Source organism: Agrobacterium sp. CCNWLW155 (assembly GCF_036888815.1).
Lineage (GTDB): Bacteria > Pseudomonadota > Alphaproteobacteria > Rhizobiales > Rhizobiaceae > Agrobacterium > Agrobacterium radiobacter.
The window spans coordinates 241,558-261,442 of record NZ_JBAKFW010000006.1 but is presented as its reverse complement, the minus strand read 5'-3'; the positions used below and the strand labels follow the sequence as shown (position 1 = coordinate 261,442).

The following is a 19,885-nucleotide window of genomic DNA, read 5'->3' as shown; positions in this document are numbered from 1 at the left end:
GATGAGGCGGGCCGGGCGTTTTTACGACTGGGACCTATCGGATTGCCAGAACCGGTAAAGCTCCGCGACATTGCCGCTGGTCATGAGCGGCATTGCCGCCTTCAGTTGCTCCGCCGGCCACTCCCACCATTTCATCTCGAGCAAGAGGGCGATGCTGCCATCATCAAACCGCTTGCGGATCGTCTTTGCGGGATTGCCGCCGACAATGGCATAGGGCTCGACATTCTTCGTCACCAGCGCCCGCGTTCCGATCACGGCGCCATCACCAACCGTGATGCCGGGCATGATGATGGCTTCCGAGCCTATCCAGACATCGTTGCCGATGACGGTGTCGCCCGCCGGCAGATAACCATTCCCTGCATTTTCGAACTCCGGCACCTCGGGCATGAAGAAAAACGGGAAGGTGCTGACCCACTCGTTGCGATGGCCCTGATTGCCCGCCATGATGAAGGCGGCGCCCGAACCGATCGAACAGAAGCTTCCGATCACCAGCCTGTCCGCGCCTTCATCCGACAACAGATAACGGGCGCAGTCCTCAAAGCTGTGGCCGTGATAATAACCGGAATAATAGCTGTATTTCCCGACCACGAGGTTCGGGTTCTTGACCTGCTTGTCAAGCGTGATGCCCCGGAACGGGCTTTCGAAGTAGTTTTCCATTGGAGTAATCTCACTGCATATGTTCGCACTCGCTTGCCTCAAGGCAAGCCGACGCCGAGCGCCAAGCCTGTCGGCTTTTCGCTCGATGCTCCTCACGCAACGGCGGGAGCTAGATGCAGGTGATACTCGAGGCTTTTATCATGCAGTCTGGTTACCGCAAAAACCGGCGAAGGCCAAGCCAAGACATGTATGAAGCCTGCAATGGCTGACATCGGAATTCCGCCGGCACATAACGCAACAGCGGGGACTTCTCCCCGCTGTCCTCGTTAATTCGGCATATTCAACGCATCGCCGGCGCGGGCGTCCTTGGCCCGCGCCCGCGACGACTTCGGTCTTAGTAATGGACCGACTGGGAATCGATCGGCGTTACCTTCGGCGGGGCGAACTTTGTCAGGTCGATCCCGTCTACAGCGGAGCGATATTCCTCGATGCTCGGTGTGCGGCCGAGGATGGCCGAGAGCACCACGACCGGTGTGGAGGCAAGAAGCGATTCACCCTTCTTTTCGGCGCTGTCTTCAACGACACGTCCCTGGAAGAGACGAGTGGACGTTGCCAGAACCGTGTCGCCCTTTGCCGCCTTTTCCTGGTTGCCCATGCAAAGGTTGCAGCCCGGACGCTCGAGATACAGGATGTTTTCGTATTCGGTGCGGTTGGACGTCTTCGGATTGGCGTCATCGAACTCGAAGCCGGAATATTTCTGGAGGATTTCCCAATCCCCTTCCGCCTTCAGCTCATCGATGATGTTGTAGGTCGGCGCGGCGACGACGAGCGGCGCCTTGAACTCGACCTTGCCTTCAGCCTTTTCGATGTTCCGCAGCATCTGCGCGACGATCTTCACGTCGCCCTTATGCACCATGCAGGAGCCGACGAAGCCGAGATCGACCTTCTTGGTCGCGCCGTAATAGGATACCGGGCGGATCGTGTCGTGTGTGTAGCGTCTCGAAACGTCGTTGTTGTTAACGTCAGGGTCGGCGATCATCGGTTCGTTGATGACATCGAGGTCGACAACAACTTCAGCGAAATATTTCGCATTGGCGTCCGGCTTCAGGGCTGGCGTTTCACCTGAACGGATTTCCGCAATGCGTTGATCTGCCTTGTCAATCAGGCCTTTCAGCGTCTGGGCGGCATTGTCCATGCCCTTGTCGATCATGATCTGGATGCGCGACTTGGCGATCTCCAGAGATTCGATCAGCGTCTCATCTTCGGAAATGCAGATCGACGCCTTGGCCTTCATTTCGGCTGTCCAGTCAGTGAAGGTGAAGGCCTGGTCGGCGAGCAGCGTGCCGATGTGGACTTCGATAATACGGCCTTGGAAGACGTTGTCGCCGTGCTGCTGAAGCATCTGTGCCTGCGTAGCGTGCACCACATCACGGAAGTCCATATAAGGCTGCATCGTCCCCTTGAAGGTAACCTTGACCGACTGCGGGATCGGCATGGTCGCCTCGCCAGTCGCCAGCGCCAGTGCAACGGTGCCAGAGTCCGCACCAAAGGCAACGCCCTTGGACATGCGGGTGTGGCTGTCGCCGCCGATGATGATTGCCCGGTCATCAATGGTGATGTCGTTCAGCACCTTGTGGATCACGTCCGTCATGGAGTGATAGACGCCTTTCGGGTCACGCCCTGTGATGACGCCGAAATTGTGCATGAAGGACATGAGCTTCGGGGTGTTCGCCTGCGCCTTCTTGTCCCAGACGGAGGCCGTGTGGCAACCCGACTGATAGGCGCCATCCACCAGCGGCGAAATGACGGTGGCCGCCATCGCTTCCAGTTCCTGGGCGGTCATCAGACCAGTGGTATCCTGCGAGCCGACGATATTGACCTTGACGCGAACGTCGGAGCCGGCATGCAGCACCTTCCCGGGCGTGACGCCGACGGCATTGCGGTTGAAAATCTTCTCGACGGCGGTCAGGCCCTGTCCTTCGATGGAGATTTCCTTGTTGGGCGCGAACACAGGTGTCGCATCGACGCCGAGCGTTTCAGCGGCGAATGTCTGGAGCTTCTTGCCGAAGACGATGGCGTAGGAGCTGCCGGCCTTCATGAACTCCATCTTCTGGGGGGTGAAGGAAGATGCGAGATCGACAAGCTCGGTGCCGTTTTCATCCCGCAGCTTGCGGTTCTTGGCGTCGATCTTGAGAACTGTGCCGGTTTCGACCGAGTATTTCTGCTCGAGGATCGGATTACCGTCATTGTTGAGGATCGGCTTGCCGTCTTCGCCGAGCTTCTTCACCCAGTTCTTGAGGTTGATGCCGATACCGCCAGTCACGTCGACAGTGGTGGCGAAAATCGGCGAAATGCCGTTGGTGCCGGCGACGATGGGGGCGTAGTTGACGAAGGGCACATAGGGGCTGGCCTGCTTGCCGGTCCACAGCGCCACGTTGTTGACGCCGGACATGCGCGACGAGCCGACGCCCATCGTGCCCTTTTCGGCAATCATCATGACGCGCTTGTCGGGGTGCTGCCTCTGCAGCGCGACGATTTCAGCCTGCGCTTCCGGCGAGATCATACACTGGCCGTGCAGCTGGCGGTCCGAGCGCGAATGCGCCTGGTTGCCGGGGGAAAGAAGGTCGGTCGAAATATCGCCTTCGGCGGCGATGAAGGTGACGACCTTGATCTCGTCTTCAACGTCGGGAAGCTTGGTGAAGAATTCGGCCTTGGCGTAGCTTTCCAGCACTTCCCTGGCGATGGCGTTGCCCGCCTTGTAGGCATCGCGCAGGCGGAACATGTCGGCATCGTAAAGGAAGACCTGGGTCTTCAGCACTTCGCCGGCGGCGGCAGCAATCGCAGTGTCGTTGCCGAGCGCGATGTCGAGCAACACGCGGATCGACGGGCCGCCCTTCATGTGCGACAGCAGTTCCAGCGCGAAGGAAGGCGTGATTTCCGGCACGATCGCTTCGCCGAGAATGATCTGCTTCAGGAAGGCAGCCTTGACACCCGCAGCACTCGTCGTGCCCGGCAGGGTGTTGTAGATGAAGAACTTCAGGGCATCGGCGCGATGCTCGCTGCCGGCATCCTTGATCAGCTCGATAATCTCGGCCGTCAGTCCACCGTCATCAATCGGCTTGGGCGCGAGACCCTGTGGTTCTCTGCTTTTGATTTCAGCCAGGTAATCCAAATAAAGTGTCATCGCGATCCCAACGTCATGGTGTCTGTGGAGCCAAACACAACGCCACCGGCAGGTAGCGTTGAAAGCCCCGGGTTTCTGTCGTTTTCGACTACGCCAACCGGGGGCCGCTGACAAGATGCCGCACTCCGGTAAAGAACGAGTGGACGGATAAAATGCCGCTTTCGAGGCACTCAGCGCTGGCCTGGTGTCATCCTCATAAAGTTGCAGCCAATAGCTCATTTCACCCGGAAGTTTTCCAGCCTCGTCCGTTAAGGATTTATTAACCAAATGGGCGCGAATATTAGCTTATTCTAATTACTCGTTATCGGAGTAATTCGAGATCGCGTATGGCGAAATCGGCAGCGCGAAGCTTGGGGAGGCAGCATGCGGTTTTCTATATCAAGCTATTTGTTATCGCTGGCGGCACTGGTTTTCACACCGGCATCAAGCCTTGCGCAGGTCGCCTCGACGAATTTCACGGTGCAGATCACCATTCAGGCGGCATGCCAGATCAACTCGGCCGGCAATCTCAATTTCGGCACCAATGGCGTAATCGGCAGCGATATCGATGCGACCAGTGATGTTATCGTGCAATGCACGGCCAGCACACCCTTCAGCCTGGGCCTCAGCGCCGGCGCCGGCTCGGGGGCGACGGTCGCCAACCGGCTGATGACGTCGCCCGCCGGCGCGACCATTTCCTACTCGCTTTATACGACTGCGGCACATAGCACGGTGTGGGGGAACACCGTGGGGACGGACCGGCAAACGGGAACGGGAACCGGGGCACCGCAGACCTTCACTGTCTATGGGCGCGTACCTGCCCAGACGACACCCGCGGTCGGCGTCTATACCGATACGGTGACGGCCACGCTCAATTACTGATCGCCATAGGGAGGATCGCGCATGCGTCTTTTTACCTTAGCGGCTGCGTTTTTTGCCGGTTTGAGTGTTTCACCTTCACAGGCTGCCTCGCTACGGGTCGCGCCCGTTCTTCTGGATCTTAAAGCGCCCACGGCGGCCTCCAGCCTTCGCATCTGGAACGATGCAAAAACTCCGATCAACGTTCAGGTGCGTATATTCCGCTGGACCCAGCAGAACGGGCAGGACGTCTATACGGCGGCGCAGGACGTCGTCGCCAGTCCGCCGATGACGCAGTTGAAGGGAGGCGCGGAAAACCTTATCCGCATCGTCCGGCTTTCCAAGGCGCCCCTGCGGGCCGAAGAGAGTTACCGCGTCATCGTCGATGAGTTGCCGCCGGCGGGAAGACCACAATCCGGCACGGTCAACCTTGTGGTGCGCCACTCCATCCCCGTTTTCTTCTCACCCGCCTCCACAGGCGATGCGGAACCGGCCTGGAAGATAACGCCACAGGGCAATGACTACAGGGTCTCGGTGTCCAATACGGGCGAGAGGCGGATAAGGATCGCCAACCTGATGCTTTCCGGCGGCAACGGGCAGGCGATTGCCCGGCAGCAGGGGCTGGTGGGATATGTGCTTGGCAAATCCGCCGCAAGCTTTGTGGTTCCGGCAACGGGCGGCAAAAAGGGCGGCGGCACGCTGAAGATTTCGGCAGACAGCGAAGGCGGCCCCGTCAATGCGACGGCGCGCGTCTCGGGCGGCTGACCTTGCCGTTTTGACGATTGCCGCTCTGACGGTCATTTCATCGGGCAGTTTCTCCATGGCGCAGGACATACCCCCTGCGGCGCAACCAGCCTCTTTTGCCGCAAAAGAAGCGGGACAGTTTCAGCTCGAAGTCTACATCAACGATGTTTCGACAGAACTGATCGCCACATTTCGTCAAAACGACGCCGGATCGTTTCTCATCGAGCCGGAGCAGCTGAACAATATCGGGATCTCTCCGGTTGAAAGCGCAGTCGGCGATGATGGCTGGATCGACATTTCCCGGCTTCCAGACGTGGTGGCGCGTTACGATGAAGGCACCCAGTCCATGCATTTCACCCTGCCAATGGCTGCGCGGGCAAACAGGGTGATCGACGCCTCTGGCAAGAATGCGACGGAGGAGGATGACGAAACGCAGGAAAAGGCCGCGAGCGATTTTGGAGGTGTGGTGAATTACACGATCTATGGCTCCTCCGGCGGCAACAAATGGTCTGACATCGCCGATTTCAACGGCGTATCGGCCCTCCTGGAAAGCAGGGTCTTCGGTCCGCTCGGCGTGCTGTCCTCGTCTCAGGTTCTGAGTACATCCCGCCTGTCGGAGTTCGACACCCAGCGCCTCGATACCACCTGGAGCTATTCAGACGAGGAAACGCTGACGAGCTACCGGGCCGGCGATCTCATCACCGGAGGGCTGAGCTGGACACGCCCGACGCGGCTCGGCGGCCTGCAGATCCGCCGTAATTTCGACCTGCGGCCGGATATCGTTACCATGCCGATGCCGGAATTTGCCGGTTCAGCGGCCGTGCCCTCCACCGTCGATGTCTATGTCAACAATATCCGCCGCCTGTCGCAGGATGTTCCCGAAGGCCCCTTCTCCATCACAAATCTTCCCGTCATAAGCGGCGCGGGCAATGCGCGGCTGGTGGTGCGGGATGCGCTGGGCCGCGAAACCGTATCCGAAACGCCCTTTTATACGTCACCGGACCTGCTGGCGAAGGGTCTCGTCGATTTCTCGGCGGAACTCGGTTTTGCCCGGCGCAATTACGGAACCTCTTCTTTCGATTACGACGAAAAATTGCTCGGATCAGCGACGGTTCGTTACGGCCTGTCTGATGGCCTGACGCTGGAGGGCCATGCGGAAGGCGGCGAGGATTTCTATAATATCGGCCTTGGCGGCGTCTTCACGCTTGGAGCCTATGGGCTGGCGGCGGTTTCCGGCGCATCCAGCCGCTTTGGCGAGGAAAGCGGCTACCAGCTCTCCGCAAGCGTCGAAGCCGAATTGCTCGGGCTCAAATTTCACGCCCGGTCGCAACGGGCATTCGGCGATTATCACGACATGGCGTCGGTCTCCGCCGACAGCTCGACACTCAGGACGATATCCGGCCTGCTGAGCGCGCGGCCGCCGCGAGCCGTGGATCAGATTTCCGTTTCCACACAGCTTGCTTTCGATGAAACGAGCCTGAACTTTTCCTATACGCAGGTGGAAACCTTCGATGAGAGGAAATCCCGGTTGCTCGGCCTTTCCGCCACGCGGCCGTTCGGCGAGAACGGCAATATCTTCATCACCGCCTATAGGGACCTTGAGGACAGCAAATCCTACGGCGTCTTCGCGGGCCTGTCCTGGTCGTTCGGCGGCGGCGTCTCCGGCTCGGCCGGCATGTCGTCAGATGCGGATGGATATTCGCTGACGGCAGAGATCGGAAAATCCGAAGAGCAGGCCGAGGGAAGTTATGGCTGGCGTCTGCGCGGCTCGACCGGCGGCAATGACATCGCATCCGTTTCCGGCAGTTACCGCGGCAGCGCGGCCCGCGTTTCGGCGGGCGTCGATCAATTCAACCGCACGACACAGGCCTATGCGCAGATCGAAGGATCGATAGCGCTCGCCGGCGGCGATGTCTTTGTCGGCAACCGGATCGATGACGCTTTCGCGGTGGTGGATGCGGGCGCGCCCGGCGTCGATATCCTGCTGGAAAACCGCCCTATCGGCCAGACCAACCGCCGCGGCAAGATATTGCTTCCGAACCTGCGCTCCTATGACGTCAACAACATCACGCTCGACCCCAGCAATCTCCCGGTCGACGCCCGCATCGACCGCACGAAACAGACCGTGACGCCAGCGGAGCGGGCTGGAGCGGTGGTCAATTTCAAGGTGCAAACCGAGGGTCAGGTGGCGCTGGTGACGCTGAAAGACGAAAGCGGCCAATTCATCGAAACCGGATCAACAGGCAAAATCGACGACAAGCGCGATTTCGTCGTCGGTTATGACGGGCAGGCCTATCTCGACAATATCAGCGACACGCATCGCCTCCGCATCATGCAGCCGACGAAAGGCGAGTGCGAGGCGCAGATCACCGTCCCCTCTGCCGGCGAGACGCGCGCAACTCTCGAAACCCTATGCAGGAGCATCCAATGAAGGTCCTGACCCGTGCCGCCCTTGCCATCGCCGCTTTCCTCTCCGCTTCACCGGTTCTGGCCCAAAGCTGCACCTTCAACATGTCGGATATGAATTTCGGCTTCGTCAATCTCGCAGGCGGCAGCGCCGTGGACACGACGGCGACATTGTCAGTCACCTGCTCCAACCCCTTGTCGCTGGCGCTTTCCATCCGCATCTGCCCCAACATCAATGCCGGAAGCGGCGGGCAGTCGGGCGGCATCCGCCGGATGCTTCAGGGCAGCAACATTCTCAATTACCAGCTTTACCAAAACGCGGCGCGGACGACCTCCTGGGGATCGGTCACACAGCCCGCACTCGGCTCGCCTCCGCCAATCGATATGGCGCTGCCGCTCCTGATCAACACCACGAGCCGCACGGTCTATGGCCGGATCAACGCCGGTCAGGCCTCGGCAGCGCGCGGCCTTTATCTTTCCAGCTTCGCCGGCGCGGAAACGAGCTTCACCTATACGACATTTACCCTGCTCGCACCGAGCTGCTCTTCCGTGACCCAGAACCCCACGCAGGTGCCGTTCAACGTGTCGGCCGCAGTGGCGCCCACCTGCATCATCTCGGCCCAGAATATCGATTTCGGCAGTCACGGCGTGTTGAACACGGCAGTCAATGCGACCGGAGCGATCAATCTGACCTGCACCACCAATCTGAACTACAGTGTGACGCTCAATGGCGGCCTGAGCAACAGCCCGCCAGCCGCGCGCCAGATGGTGCAGTCGGGCGCATCGATAACCTATGGTCTCTACCGCGACGCGAACCGCACGAATGTCTGGGGAAGTGCAGCGGGGGAGATAGTCACTGGCACCGGCACAGGCAGCCTGCAGACATTGACCGTCTACGGACGCGTACCGGCGCAGAACACGCCGGCACCGGGAAACTACTCCGACACGGTGGTCGTAACGGTGAACTACTGAGGGGCCGAACGAACCTCTGACTTTCCAAGTTCCAGCCGCCGATCGATGCCGATGCCGGCGAGAAACGCCTCATCATGGCTGACGACCAGCAAGGCGCCGTCATAGGCCCGAAGGCCAGCCTCCACGGCGGCGATGGAATCGATATCGAGATGGTTCGTCGGCTCATCAAGGATCAGCAATTGCGGAGGCTGCGGGCCTCCCAGAACACAGGCGAGACCTGCCCTGAGCATCTGCCCGCCCGAGAGTGTTGCAACGATCTGCAAGGCGGCATCGGCACGAAACATGAAGCGCGCAAGCGCGGAGCGGCAGGCATTTTCCCCGGCCTGCGGGTTGAGTCTAAGGAAGTTGTCGCGGATGGACAGGTTCGCATCGAGCAGGCTGACCTGCTGGTCGAGAAACACGGACTTCACCCCGACATGTACCACCCCTTCAAATGGCGGCAGGTCCCCCGTGATCACTGAAAGCAGCGTCGTTTTTCCCGATCCGTTCGGACCGGTCGCGGCAACACGTTGCGGCCCGGTGATTTCGAAAGAAAGATCGCGAAGCACGGGTTGGTCGGCCCGATACCCCGCCGTCAGGTTCTGCAGGTTGAGCACGGTTTTTGTCGCGTGCAGCCCGCTGGGCGGCAATGTGACGCTGACGCCCTGCAGGATTTCGATCCGCTCCCGCGCCGTCTTCAAATCTTCCGTCGCCTCGGCTGTCAGGCGGCTGGCCAGATTGGTATTGTCACCGCTCGTCTTGTCGGCGCGCCTTTTCATCGCGCCGACAAGGATACGGGGCATGTCTCCCCTCGCCGCTTTTGCAGCACCCCTGCTGTCACGGCGAGCCTTGCGCTCCAGCGCCTCCTGCGACCGGCGTCTGACCTTGGACAGACGTTTTTCCGCATGCGCAAAGTCCTGTTCGGCGGCGGCCAGCTCCAGCGCTTTCTGTGCGCGGTAGTGGCTCCAGTTGCCGCCGTAACGGGTTGCTCCGAGCGTGGTCATTTCGACGATTGCATCGAGGGTTTCGAGAAGTTCCCGATCATGACTGACGACGATCGCTCCGCCATGCCAGACCGCCAGAAAATCGGCGACGAAAATGCGCCCGTCCCGATCGAGATTATTCGTCGGTTCGTCGAGGATCAGGAAGTCGGGAGCGGCGTGGATTTGAGCCGCAAGTGCGGCCCGCGTGCGCTGCCCGCCGGACAGCGCCGAAAGCGGTGTGGAGGGCAAGGCATTCAGCCCGACCTGCGCCAGGGCCCCGGCAATTTTGTCCTCCAGCATCCAGTCGATATCTTCAAGCGCTGCGAGAGTGGCCGTTCCCGCCTGCGCACGGGCAAGGACCTCAAGTGCATCGCGCGCGTCAAAAAGGTCGGCGACGGTCTCTTCCGGCGCCACCTGCACGCTCTGGCGCAGAAGATTGACGCTGCCCGAGGCGGAAACCGTGCCCGCGGATGGCGACAGTTCCCCCGCAATCAGTTTCAGAAGCGTCGTCTTGCCGACGCCGTTGCGCCCGACAAGGCCGGTGCGTTCCGCTCCGAAGCGAAGATTGATGTTGGAAAAGAGCGGATGACCGTCAGGTGTTGACCACGAAAGGTCCGAGAGAGTGATGGAATGCGGCATGGATATGGGTTCCCCTGATGACAAGGCATTGCGGCTTTGTGATCGGGTGGAAATCCATGGTTCACCGTCCTGTTGGTGTTGCGCAGAACACGCCCTTACGCGAAAAAAGCGGCGTGTTCGTGGCGTGGGTTCAGTGTTCGGGAAGGGAACGCCGGGGGAAACCCCGGCGTTTCGTTTTTTCAGGCCACCAGCCCCTTGGTCAGCTCCAGCGCCTGCCGTTCAAACAGCCGGCGATAGATGCCGTCATGGAGGCGGATAAGCGCCTGGTGGTCACCCTCTTCGACAATCTTGCCCTTGTCGAAGACCAGCAGCCGGTCCAGCGCCCTGACCGTGGAAAGCCGGTGCGCGATGACCAGTGTGGTGCGGCCGACCATCAGCCGTTCCATTGCCTGCTGGATCTGCACTTCGCTTTCACTGTCGAGACTGGAAGTCGCCTCGTCCAGTATCAGCACCGGCGCATCCGCGAGGAAAGCACGGGCAATGGCCACACGCTGACGCTCGCCGCCGGACAGCTTGACACCACGCTCGCCCACCATCGTCTCATAACCCTTGGGAAGGGACATGATGAAATCATGGGCGCTCGCCTGTTTCGCCGCCTGCTCGATCTGACGCCGCGTGGCGTCCGGCCGGCCATAGGCGATGTTTTCCGCCAGCGTGCGGTGGAACAGGATGGGCTCCTGCTGCACGATGGCGATCTGGCCGCGCAGGCTCGACTGCGTGACCCCGGCGATATTCTGGCCGTCGATGCGGATCGCACCCGACTTGACGTCGTAGAGCCGCTGGATGAGCTTGACGAAGGTTGTCTTGCCCGAACCGGAATGGCCGACCAGGCCCACACGTTCACCCGCCTTGATGGTGACCGAAAAGTCATCATAAAGCGGTGTGGTATGCGCGCCATACTGGAAGGTGACGTGATCGAAGACGATCTCGCCCTTTCCGATCTTGATCGGTCCGGCATCCGGCCTGTCTTCGATGCCAAGCGGCATCTTGTCCAGCAGCACCAGCTCTTCCATGTCGTTGACGGCACGTTGCAGGTTGCGGATATCCTGCCCCACATCGCGCAGGTAACCCTGCAGCACGAAGAACATCGCCAGCACGAAGGCGATGTCGCCCGGTGTCGCCAGCCCCTGTCGCCACATGATGAGGCCGGTGCCGAGAATGCCGGCCTGCATGGAGACCATCATGAAGCTCTGGATCGTGCCGTTCAGCGTGCCACGCTTCCATGTCCTGCGTGTGCGGTTGTCCCACTTCACCAGCACATGGCCCAGGCGCGTTTCTTCGCGGGTCTCGGCGCCGAAGGCCTTGACCACCGAATTGCAGCTGATGGCATCCGCCAGCGCGCCGCCAAGCCGGGTATCCCAGGCATTGGCCAACCTTGCCGCCGGCGAGACATAACCCATCGAAAGCCCCACCGTGACGCCGACATAGATCAGCGAGCCGAGACCGACGATCAGGCCCATGACCGGCCAGTAGCTGCCGAGCACGATGGTCGCGCCCACCAGCATGACGATGGAAGGCAAAAGCGCGACGAGCAGCAGGTCATTAAGCGAATCCAGCGCCCACATGCCGCGTGTGATCTTGCGCACCGTGGAACCGGCAAAGCTGTTGGCATGCCAGTCGGTGGAGAAACGCTGGACCTTGTGGAAGCCGTTATGAGTGACATCCGCCATGGTCTTCAGGGTGAGCCTGATGATGCCATTGAAGATGAACCAGCGCAGCACCACGCTCACCAGCCCAAGCGACACAACGATGACGAAGGCGCGCAACGCCCCATCGCCCCTATTGCCAGCGCCGTTACCGCCGGCAATGGCATCGACGATCTGGCCGGAAAAGACCGGCACCATCACTTCGGCCAGCGTGCTGGCAATTACCAGCACGATGATGAAACCCACCAGCGCCGGCCGGTTGCGCCAATGGTTGAAAACAAAGCCGAGCACATTGCGATATGCATCAGCGCGAAAATCGAGCTTCTTGCGTGACATTTTAGCCAGCCCGGCGCGATGGATTCGGCAACCGGTCCTCAAAACGGTAGTTGGATGGCACAGCCCGGGCAGGAGACAAAATTATCCCATCAGATCAATCGGGCTATGAAGGAAAACAGAACCGCATGTCGGGCGCGCTCAGGGCGGGCCGCGAATGGATACGACCTAGTGGCGGGCCATTCCCTGCGGGAGGGTTTTGATGAATACTGGTGTCATGCAACGCCTCCCTTTGTTCGATCTGACGCGGTATTGAGATTTGTAACTCAGTAGTTGGAGCTTGCCAAGCGGGTTTTTACAACCGGCTGGTGAGTGATGCGGAAACGCCACACCGGCTGAATGCGACGGTATAAACCGTGGCCGATGCGACGGACGCGCCGGCCACGATTTTATCAGGTTGGATGCACGGCGGAAAATCGGAATGGTGCCTGCCGTTGCCGCTCAGTCCATCTGCACATTCGCGTCCTTGACCACAGGTCCCCACTTGGCGATCTCAGCCGCAACGTGGGTTTTCAGTTCATCCGGCGAAGAGGCGACGATCTTGGCGCTGAAATCCGCCATGCGTGCGGCCACCGCCGGATCGGCAAGCGCCTTCTTGGCGGCGGCGTTCAGCTTGTCGACCACCTCGGCCGACGTGCCGGCGGGCGCAAAGAGCGCGTTCCAGGTATAGGTCTCATAACCAGGCACCGTCTCGGCGATGGTCGGCAGATCCGGGAAAGATGATGCACGCTCCTTGGTGGTGACGCCGAGCGCCCGCAACGTGCCGGATTTTATATGTCCCGATGAAGAGGGCAGATTGTCGAACATGATCGAAATCTGGTTGCCGAGCAGATCGTTGAGCGCCGGGCCGGCACCCTTATAAGGGACATGCTGCATGCTGACGCCGGCCATGCTCTTGAACAGCTCGCCGGAAAGATGCAGCGGGGTGCCGTTGCCGGAAGAGGCATAGGCATGTTTGTCCGGCTCGGCCTTCAGCAGGGCAATAAGCTCTGCGACGCTGTTGACGTTGAGCTTCGGATTGACGACCAGCACATTCGGCACCACCACCAGCAGCGAGACCGGCGTGAAATCCTTCTCCGGATCATAAGGCTTGGTCTTGAGAATAAGCGGGTTGAGAGCGTGGGTGGCAACCGTGCCCATCAGGATCGTGTATCCGTCGGGTTCGGCGCGGGCCACGCGGTCTGCACCAAGATTGCCGCCTGCGCCGGCGACATTTTCAACGACGATCTGCTGGCCGAGTTCATCACCCATCTTCTGCGCGATAACACGCGCGACCACATCGGTGGAACCGCCCGCCGCGAAAGGAACGACCAGAGTAATCGTTCGCTCGGGGAAGCCCTGCGCGCTCGCAGCCGTTCCCAGCATTCCCAAAGAAACCGCCGCGGCGGCAAGTTTCAGCACCGTGCGCCGTTTTGAAGACCGGTAAATCATGAACCCTCCTGTAACATGGCCTCCTCGCCATGGGCGCATAGTAGCTCAAATGCACCTCAGGGCAACCCGCCGGGGACCGGACGCTTCCGGCGGGTTTCAGGAGAAAGAGGATTCGTTACGCTTTGAGGCGCTCGTCGATGACCCGCCAGTTCACCAGCTTGTCGAGCACGGCGCGGATATGTTCGGCCTTGCGGTTTTCATAATCCACGTAATAGGCATGCTCCCATATATCGATGCCGAGATAGGCCGGGCGGCCGACAGCGACGGGGTTCTTGCCGTCCTCATATCCGATCAGCGCGAGCTTGTTGCCGTCGTCACGCGTCAGCCACACCCAGCCGGTGCCGAAGACCGTATCGGAGACATCGACCGCACGTTTGATGAAACCGTCATAGTCACCGAAGGTCTCGTTTACCGAAGCGGCAAGATCACCCGTCGGCCGGTTCGGTCCGCCCGGAACGAATTGGTCCCAATAGGCGACATGGTTCCAGGCCTGCGCGGCATTGTTGAAGATTTTGACATCAGCCGCCTCTTTTGATTTGGCGGACTGCGTGACGATATCAACCAGTTCCATGTCGGCATAAGGCGTGCCGGCAGCGAGCGTATTCAGCTTGTCGTAATAGGCCTTGTGGTGTTTTCCATAATGCAGACCCACGGTCTTCGCCGAGATGACCGGCGCGAGATCGGCTTCGGCAAAGGGAAGCCCGGGCTGCGTCAGGGGCAGTGCGGCGCGCGCGACATGCGGGCGGGGAAAGATTGCAGCGGCAGCAGTTGCTGCGCCGGCGGTGAGAACGGTGCGTCTGGTGATGTCCATCATATCCTCCTTATGAACGGTGATATGGGACTAACCCCAAACTACGGCCCGGGTTTCCTCACGCTGAATGCAATTCTGTCGCAGGTCATGGAGATGAGAGGCGGCGGGCGCTGTATTCACGCCCTGCCGGGGCGGGATGCGGGATGGATTGACCGCCCCATATGAGAAAGGCCCTCCCGGCTGGAGAGGGCCTTACCCGATCAATATCGATAATAGTCGCGGCGGTCGCGGTAGTCGCGATAGTCTCTGCGGTCGCGCCACTCACGCCATTCCCGTCTGGCCTGACGCTCACGCCATTCACGGCGGCCTTCCCAGCGGTCGCGACGGTCCCAGCCACGCTCATACCGGGGCGGACCATTCGGACGGCAATAGCCGCGGGGTGACAGGTGAAAGCCGCGTCCGCAGGCATAATCCACCGTTTGAATGTGGGATGCCGAGGGTGCAGACGGTTGGCCCACAGGCATGGCATTCGCACCGGTGCCGAACAGGGCGCCGAAAATCAGTCCGGCGGTTAAAATCATCTTGCGCATCTTATTTCCCTCCTTGTGGGATGGGGGGATTTAGCGCTCTGCCGGGTGAACTGTGGCTGAATGAATCGTGATCTTTTCGTGGCAGCAGCCACAGTTGCGCCGAACATTACGGCCTCCGGGCGGAACCCTGCGGAGGCTCGGACATTTACCAGTGCAAGCCAAACAAAATGGGAGAGCACCGATGGATTGGAATCGCGTTGAAGGCAACTGGAAGCAGATGAAGGGTAAGATCAAGGAGCAGTGGGGTAAACTCACCGACGACGATCTTGACGTCATCAACGGCAAACGCGAGCAGCTCGAAGGCAAGATCCAGGAGCGCTACGGTTACGAAAAGGACCGCACCAGGAAAGATATCGACGACTGGTATGGACGCCAGACCTGGTAAGACGAGACCCCGCTTCGGCGGGGTTTTTCTTTGCGCGGGATTTCCCGGTCAGCTGGCCACGGCCAGAACAGCAGCGATGACGATCAGCAGCGGCCCCATCCATCTGAAATGACGAACAACCGGCGGCTGACTAGCCGTGTTTTTTGACAGCGGCAGATAACCAAAGCCGACACATGTCATCCACAGGCCGGCGCAAAACATGATGAATTCGTCAATATAGGCTGCGATCATCGCTCCCCTCCCTCCTAATTATCGCGGTCATCCTATCTGCCCGGAAACCGCTTTGGTAGAGCCCCCTGCGCCTTCGGATCACCCGTGGGCACAGAGGGCGGCGAGACCGGCCGGCATCAACCGTCACGAAAGCGTTATGGAAAGACATTAGAACCGCCGCCGGCCCGTTCAAAAAATGCACGGCTGTGCAACTGATGGCCAGAGCCTTTCCCGTCCATCTCTCAAGCCTCAGCGCTCAGAGTTCCACTCGCGCCGAAAACATCGGAGACATAGATGAAACGCCGCACCTTTATGATGTCCGCCGCAGGCGCCGCCGCCGGTCTCGCCCTTGCACCGCGCATGAGTTTTGCTGCTCCGGGCACGATCGACTGGTACACCAGTTCGGATACGAATATCCTCGATTTCTGGTCCAATACGATCAAGCCCGCTTTTGAAGCCGCCAATCCCGGCCTGAAGCTCAACCTCGTCGATGCCGGCGACAGCGCCGGCATCATGGCCATCGGCGAGCGCGCCATCGCCGCAAAGCAGACGGGCACCGATCCGCAGGCAGATTATTTCGAAACGGCCGATCCGCTGCTTCCCACCGGCGCCATCGATGCCGGCATCTACGTGAACATGGCAAAGGCCGGCCTTTCCAATTATTCGCGCGTCAACCCGCTTGCCATCCGCAGCGAATACAGCCTGCCCTATCGCGGCAGCCAGGTTCTGCTCGCCTATGACACCAGCAAGCTCAAGCCGGCGGACGCACCGAAGACCTGGGATGAACTCGTCAAGTGGATCAAGGCAAATCCCGGCCAGTTCGTTTATAACCGTCCCGACAAGGGCGGCTCCGGCGGCAACTTCGTCCGCCGCGCCATCCATCAGGCCAACGGTCTCGATCCCAAGGCCTTTACGGTTGATAATTACACCCAGGAAGCCGGCGACAAGGCTCTGGGCAAGGCATGGGCGCTGCTGACAGATATCGCCCCGTCGCTCTATGATAAGGGCGCATACTCCTCCGGCAACACGCAGTCGCTGCAGCTTCTTTCCCAAGGCGTCGTCACCATGACCCCCGTCTGGTCCGATCAGGTGCTGAAGGCTATCGATCAGGGCGTTCTGCCGAAGGAAACCGGCCTCGTCCAGCTTCAGGATCTGGCGCTCTGCGGTGATTTCTCGCGCGCCGTGGTGCTTGCTAACGGCGCCAATCGTGATGCGGCCCTGAAGCTTGCCAATTTCGTGCTGTCCGAAGAAATTCAGGGCGCGATCCTCAACGAGCTGGGCGGCTTCCCCGGCGTTTCCTGGGACCATGTGTCGGCCGACCTGCGCAAGCGTTTTGCCGACATCATTCCGCAGACCATTCCGACCTTCCCGGCCGGCAAATGGGAAACCGCCATCAATGATGGCTGGTACCGCAACGTCGCTCCCAACGTTAACCGCAAATCGTGACCGAGGTCGCAGAGGGAGCGGTTCGCCCGCTCATTGACAATACAGCAGGCAGGAGGCCCATCGGCCTCCTGCTCGTCGCCATTCCCGTGTTCCTGATGATCTGGCTCGTCATCTGGCCTGCCATCAACGCCATCGGCCGCACCGTGTGGCGCACCGGAACCGATGGTGAAACGAGTTTCGACCTTTCGAGCTACGCCTTCTTCTTCTCAGATCGCTACAGTCTCGACAATCTTGCCGTGACATTGTGGACGACGATGGTCTGCGCCATCCTCCTGCTGGTCATCTGCCTGCCGATCGCGCTTTACCTTCGCTTTTCGCGTGGTCGTCTTTCGGCCTATGTGCAGGCGCTTGCCATCTTCCCGATGTTCGTGCCCTCCATCATCCTCGCCTTCGCCTTCATCCGCGTTCTGGGCCCCAACGGCATGGTGGACATCTTGCTCAATGCGGTCGACCTGCCGAAAATCCGCACGCCCTATCTCACGCCCTGGGGGCCGGTCATCGGTCTTGTCTGGGACAATATTCCGCTGACGGTTCTCATCCTGCTCGCGGGCCTCGGCAGCGTCGCCAACCAGTCGGTGGAGGCGGCGCGGGATGTGGGCGCAAACGCGCTGCAGGTCTTCTGGCACATCATCCTGCCGCGCATTTCCAATTCCATTCTCGTGGCGCTTTCCTTTTCGGTGCTGGGCATTTTTTCTTCCTTCACCCTGCCCTATCTCTTGGGCCCGGCCTCTCCCGAAATGCTCGGCCCCTTCATGCAGCGCACGCTGCGCGAAGTGCAAGACCCCATCGGCGCCATGACCCAGGCCGTCATCGCTTTCGGTTTCTGCATCGCTTTCGGCCTGTTCTACGTGCGTTCGGTCGCGCGCAACCAGGGGAAATGACATGACGACGCTGACGCGGGCGCGAGCCCGCATCGACTGGCCCGGCATCTTTTTCGCCACCCTCCTCACCATCGCCATCGTCGGGCCTCTGCTTGTGGTGGGCACCTGGGCATTCACCGAGGTCTGGCGTTTTCCCAATGTCATTCCCCAGCAGTTCGGTTTCCGTTTCTGGGGCCAGACGCTGGGGCGCGCCGACGTCTGGAACGCCCTGATGCTGAGCCTTCGGCTGACAACGGTGGTGACGCTGCTTTCGGCGCTGATCTGCCTTCCCGCCGCCTATGCCTTTGCGCGCATGAGCTTTCCCGGTCGCAACCTGCTGTTCTTCTCCTTCCTGGCCGGCCACGCCTTCCCGAAATTCGGGCTTCTGGTGGCGATTGCCGCCATTTTCCTGCAGCTCAACCTCATCGGCACCTTCTGGGGCGTTGTTCTCATCCAGCTCGTCGGTACGCTGATGTTCATGATCTGGATTCCCGTGGCGGCATTCCAGGCCGTCGACCGACGCATGGAAGAGGCGGCCCGTGATGTCGGCGCCAGTCCGCTCCGGGTCTTCTGGTCGATTACCCTGCCGCAGGCGGGACCGACCATCGCCGCCGCCGTTTTGCTCAGCTTCGTTGGCACTTTTTATGAGACCGAAGGCGCATGGCTCATCGGTGCGCCGGGCATCCGCACGATGCCGGTGCTGATGATCAGCTATATCAACAACCAGATGGTCATCCAGTACGGCGCGGTTCTGTCCGTGCTGCTCTGGGCGCCGTCCTTCATTGCCCTCATGTTCGCCCGCCGCGTCATCGGTGGCGGTGCATTCGCCCGCGGTTTCGGCGGTTAGGAAATCATCATGTCCGTACTTCACATCCGCGAGATATCGAAAACCTATACCGGCGGCACCAAGGCAGTCGACAGTTTCTCGCTCGATGTCGCCGATGGCGAGCTCGTTTGCCTTCTCGGGCCTTCCGGTTCGGGCAAATCGACGCTGCTGCGTATGGTCGGCGGTTTCGAGCAGCCGACGGGCGGGCAGATTACCATCGATGGCGAAGATGTGACCCACCTGCCACCGGAGCGGCGGCCGACCGGCATGGTGTTCCAGAGCCACGCGCTCTGGAGCCACATGAACGTCTTCAAAAACCTCGCTTTCGGCCTCAAGCTGCGCCATATGCCGGCTGCCGTGATCAAAGAGAAAGTGGAGGCCGTGCTCGAGCTCGTCGGGCTTTCCGGTTATGGAGAGCGCGCCACCAGCCAGCTCTCCGGTGGCCAGCAGCAGCGCGTGGCGCTTGCCCGCTCGCTGGTTCTCGAACCGAAAATCCTCCTGCTCGACGAACCCTTCGCCAGCCTCGACCAGCATCTGCGCGAGCGGTTGCGGGAAGAGGTGCGTGATATCCAGCAGCGTCTCGGCATCACCACGCTGTTCGTCACCCACGGGCAGGACGAGGCCCTTTCCATGGCCGACCGCATCGTCGTGATGGCAAATGGCAAGACCGAACAGATCGACCGGCCTAACGTCATCTACCGCGAACCGCAGACCCCTTTCGTCGCCGGCTTCATCGGCACCATGAACCTGATAGAGGGTGCGGTTTCAGACGGAAATTTCACGCGCGCCGATTTTACCCTTCCGCTTCCCGTCTCCGATGGCCCGGCCATTCTCGCCGTCCGCCCGGAAGCCATCGATCTGACGATTTCCGAAACGCCGGAAGCGCACGTCCACCGGGTGACGGATTACGGCACCCACGGCCTTGTCGACCTTGATCTCGCCGATGGTACAAGGATCAAATCCATGGTCGCCCATCCGGATATGTTCCGGGCGGGACAGGGCGTACAGATTTCGCCCCGTGCCGTCACGGCCTATCGCGACAACCGCCCAATCTATCGGAGCTGAC

General features: G+C 60.4%; 17 protein-coding genes. 9 read left to right on the top strand and 8 right to left on the bottom strand.

Annotated elements, in window-relative coordinates; genetic code table 11:
- Window positions 1–21: 21 nt before the first annotated feature.
- Together catB and V6S97_RS19320 are read right to left on the bottom strand one after the other, a co-directional pair.
- The gene (catB, locus tag V6S97_RS19325) at window positions 22–657 is read right to left on the bottom strand and encodes a type B chloramphenicol O-acetyltransferase (protein WP_060727212.1); all 636 of its coding nucleotides are present in this window, start codon (window positions 655–657) and stop codon (window positions 22–24) included.
- 334 nt (window positions 658–991) lie between these two features.
- Window positions 992–3,781: a bifunctional aconitate hydratase 2/2-methylisocitrate dehydratase gene (locus V6S97_RS19320; protein ID WP_060727213.1), complete on the bottom strand. Its 2,790-nt coding sequence runs from the start codon at window positions 3,779–3,781 to the stop codon at window positions 992–994.
- 363 nt (window positions 3,782–4,144) lie between these two features.
- On the opposite strand from V6S97_RS19320, the gene V6S97_RS19315 reads away from it, so the two are divergent.
- The 4 genes from V6S97_RS19315 to V6S97_RS19300 are packed head-to-tail and all read left to right on the top strand — an operon-like array spanning window position 4,145 to window position 8,740.
- On the top strand, window positions 4,145–4,642 hold the full coding sequence (locus V6S97_RS19315) for a Csu type fimbrial protein (RefSeq protein ID WP_060727214.1): 498 nt from the start codon (window positions 4,145–4,147) through the stop codon (window positions 4,640–4,642).
- A gap of 21 nt (window positions 4,643–4,663) precedes the next feature.
- A complete protein-coding gene (locus V6S97_RS19310) occupies window positions 4,664–5,383 on the top strand; it encodes a fimbrial biogenesis chaperone (protein ID WP_060727215.1) in 720 nt (239 codons plus the stop codon).
- Window positions 5,355–7,793, top strand: coding sequence for a fimbria/pilus outer membrane usher protein (locus V6S97_RS19305; RefSeq protein ID WP_111791427.1), 2,439 nt, complete (start codon window positions 5,355–5,357; stop codon window positions 7,791–7,793). Before V6S97_RS19310 ends, V6S97_RS19305 begins: the two co-directional genes overlap by 29 nt.
- The gene (locus V6S97_RS19300; protein ID WP_113007617.1) at window positions 7,790–8,740 is read left to right on the top strand and encodes a Csu type fimbrial protein; all 951 of its coding nucleotides are present in this window, start codon (window positions 7,790–7,792) and stop codon (window positions 8,738–8,740) included. The genes V6S97_RS19305 and V6S97_RS19300 overlap by 4 nt, the downstream gene beginning before the upstream one ends.
- On the opposite strand, the gene V6S97_RS19295 is transcribed toward V6S97_RS19300, so the two are convergent.
- The 5 genes from V6S97_RS19295 to V6S97_RS19275 form a co-directional block, all read right to left on the bottom strand.
- Complete coding sequence (locus V6S97_RS19295) at window positions 8,734–10,341, bottom strand: ABC-F family ATP-binding cassette domain-containing protein (RefSeq protein ID WP_334427644.1); 1,608 nt, start codon at window positions 10,339–10,341, stop codon at window positions 8,734–8,736. The genes V6S97_RS19300 and V6S97_RS19295 overlap by 7 nt on opposite strands.
- Window positions 10,342–10,520: 179 nt before the next feature.
- A complete protein-coding gene (locus tag V6S97_RS19290) occupies window positions 10,521–12,323 on the bottom strand; it encodes an ABC transporter ATP-binding protein (RefSeq protein ID WP_334427643.1) in 1,803 nt (600 codons plus the stop codon).
- 438 nt (window positions 12,324–12,761) lie between these two features.
- Window positions 12,762–13,751, bottom strand: coding sequence for a Bug family tripartite tricarboxylate transporter substrate binding protein (locus V6S97_RS19285; protein WP_111784938.1), 990 nt, complete (start codon window positions 13,749–13,751; stop codon window positions 12,762–12,764).
- 115 nt (window positions 13,752–13,866) lie between these two features.
- The gene (locus V6S97_RS19280) at window positions 13,867–14,562 is read right to left on the bottom strand and encodes a superoxide dismutase (RefSeq protein WP_087747063.1); all 696 of its coding nucleotides are present in this window, start codon (window positions 14,560–14,562) and stop codon (window positions 13,867–13,869) included.
- Between the two features lie 200 nt (window positions 14,563–14,762).
- Window positions 14,763–15,092 carry a GCG_CRPN prefix-to-repeats domain-containing protein gene (locus V6S97_RS19275; RefSeq protein ID WP_080829994.1) on the bottom strand — a complete coding sequence of 110 codons (330 nt, stop codon included), beginning with the start codon at window positions 15,090–15,092 and terminating at the stop codon, window positions 14,763–14,765.
- Between the two features lie 181 nt (window positions 15,093–15,273).
- On the opposite strand from V6S97_RS19275, the gene V6S97_RS19270 reads away from it, so the two are divergent.
- Window positions 15,274–15,477, top strand: a complete 204-nt coding sequence (locus V6S97_RS19270; RefSeq protein ID WP_003521659.1) for a CsbD family protein — start codon at window positions 15,274–15,276, stop codon at window positions 15,475–15,477.
- A gap of 48 nt (window positions 15,478–15,525) precedes the next feature.
- Here V6S97_RS19270 and V6S97_RS19265 read toward each other — a convergent pair whose 3' ends face one another.
- Window positions 15,526–15,708, bottom strand: coding sequence for a hypothetical protein (locus V6S97_RS19265; RefSeq protein WP_003505704.1), 183 nt, complete (start codon window positions 15,706–15,708; stop codon window positions 15,526–15,528).
- Between the two features lie 273 nt (window positions 15,709–15,981).
- Between V6S97_RS19265 and V6S97_RS19260 the strand changes: the two genes are divergently transcribed.
- Genes V6S97_RS19260 through V6S97_RS19245 form a run of 4 tightly spaced genes read left to right on the top strand, consistent with a single transcriptional unit; the run spans window position 15,982 to window position 19,884 of the window.
- Window positions 15,982–17,133 carry an extracellular solute-binding protein gene (locus V6S97_RS19260; RefSeq protein WP_003505702.1) on the top strand — a complete coding sequence of 384 codons (1,152 nt, stop codon included), beginning with the start codon at window positions 15,982–15,984 and terminating at the stop codon, window positions 17,131–17,133.
- A complete protein-coding gene (locus tag V6S97_RS19255) occupies window positions 17,130–18,014 on the top strand; it encodes an ABC transporter permease (protein ID WP_111784937.1) in 885 nt (294 codons plus the stop codon). The genes V6S97_RS19260 and V6S97_RS19255 overlap by 4 nt, the downstream gene beginning before the upstream one ends.
- 1 nt (window position 18,015) lies before the next feature.
- Window positions 18,016–18,840: an ABC transporter permease gene (locus V6S97_RS19250; RefSeq protein WP_334427642.1), complete on the top strand. Its 825-nt coding sequence runs from the start codon at window positions 18,016–18,018 to the stop codon at window positions 18,838–18,840.
- Between the two features lie 9 nt (window positions 18,841–18,849).
- A complete protein-coding gene (locus V6S97_RS19245; RefSeq protein WP_111784936.1) occupies window positions 18,850–19,884 on the top strand; it encodes an ABC transporter ATP-binding protein in 1,035 nt (344 codons plus the stop codon).
- Window position 19,885: the final 1 nt, after the last annotated feature.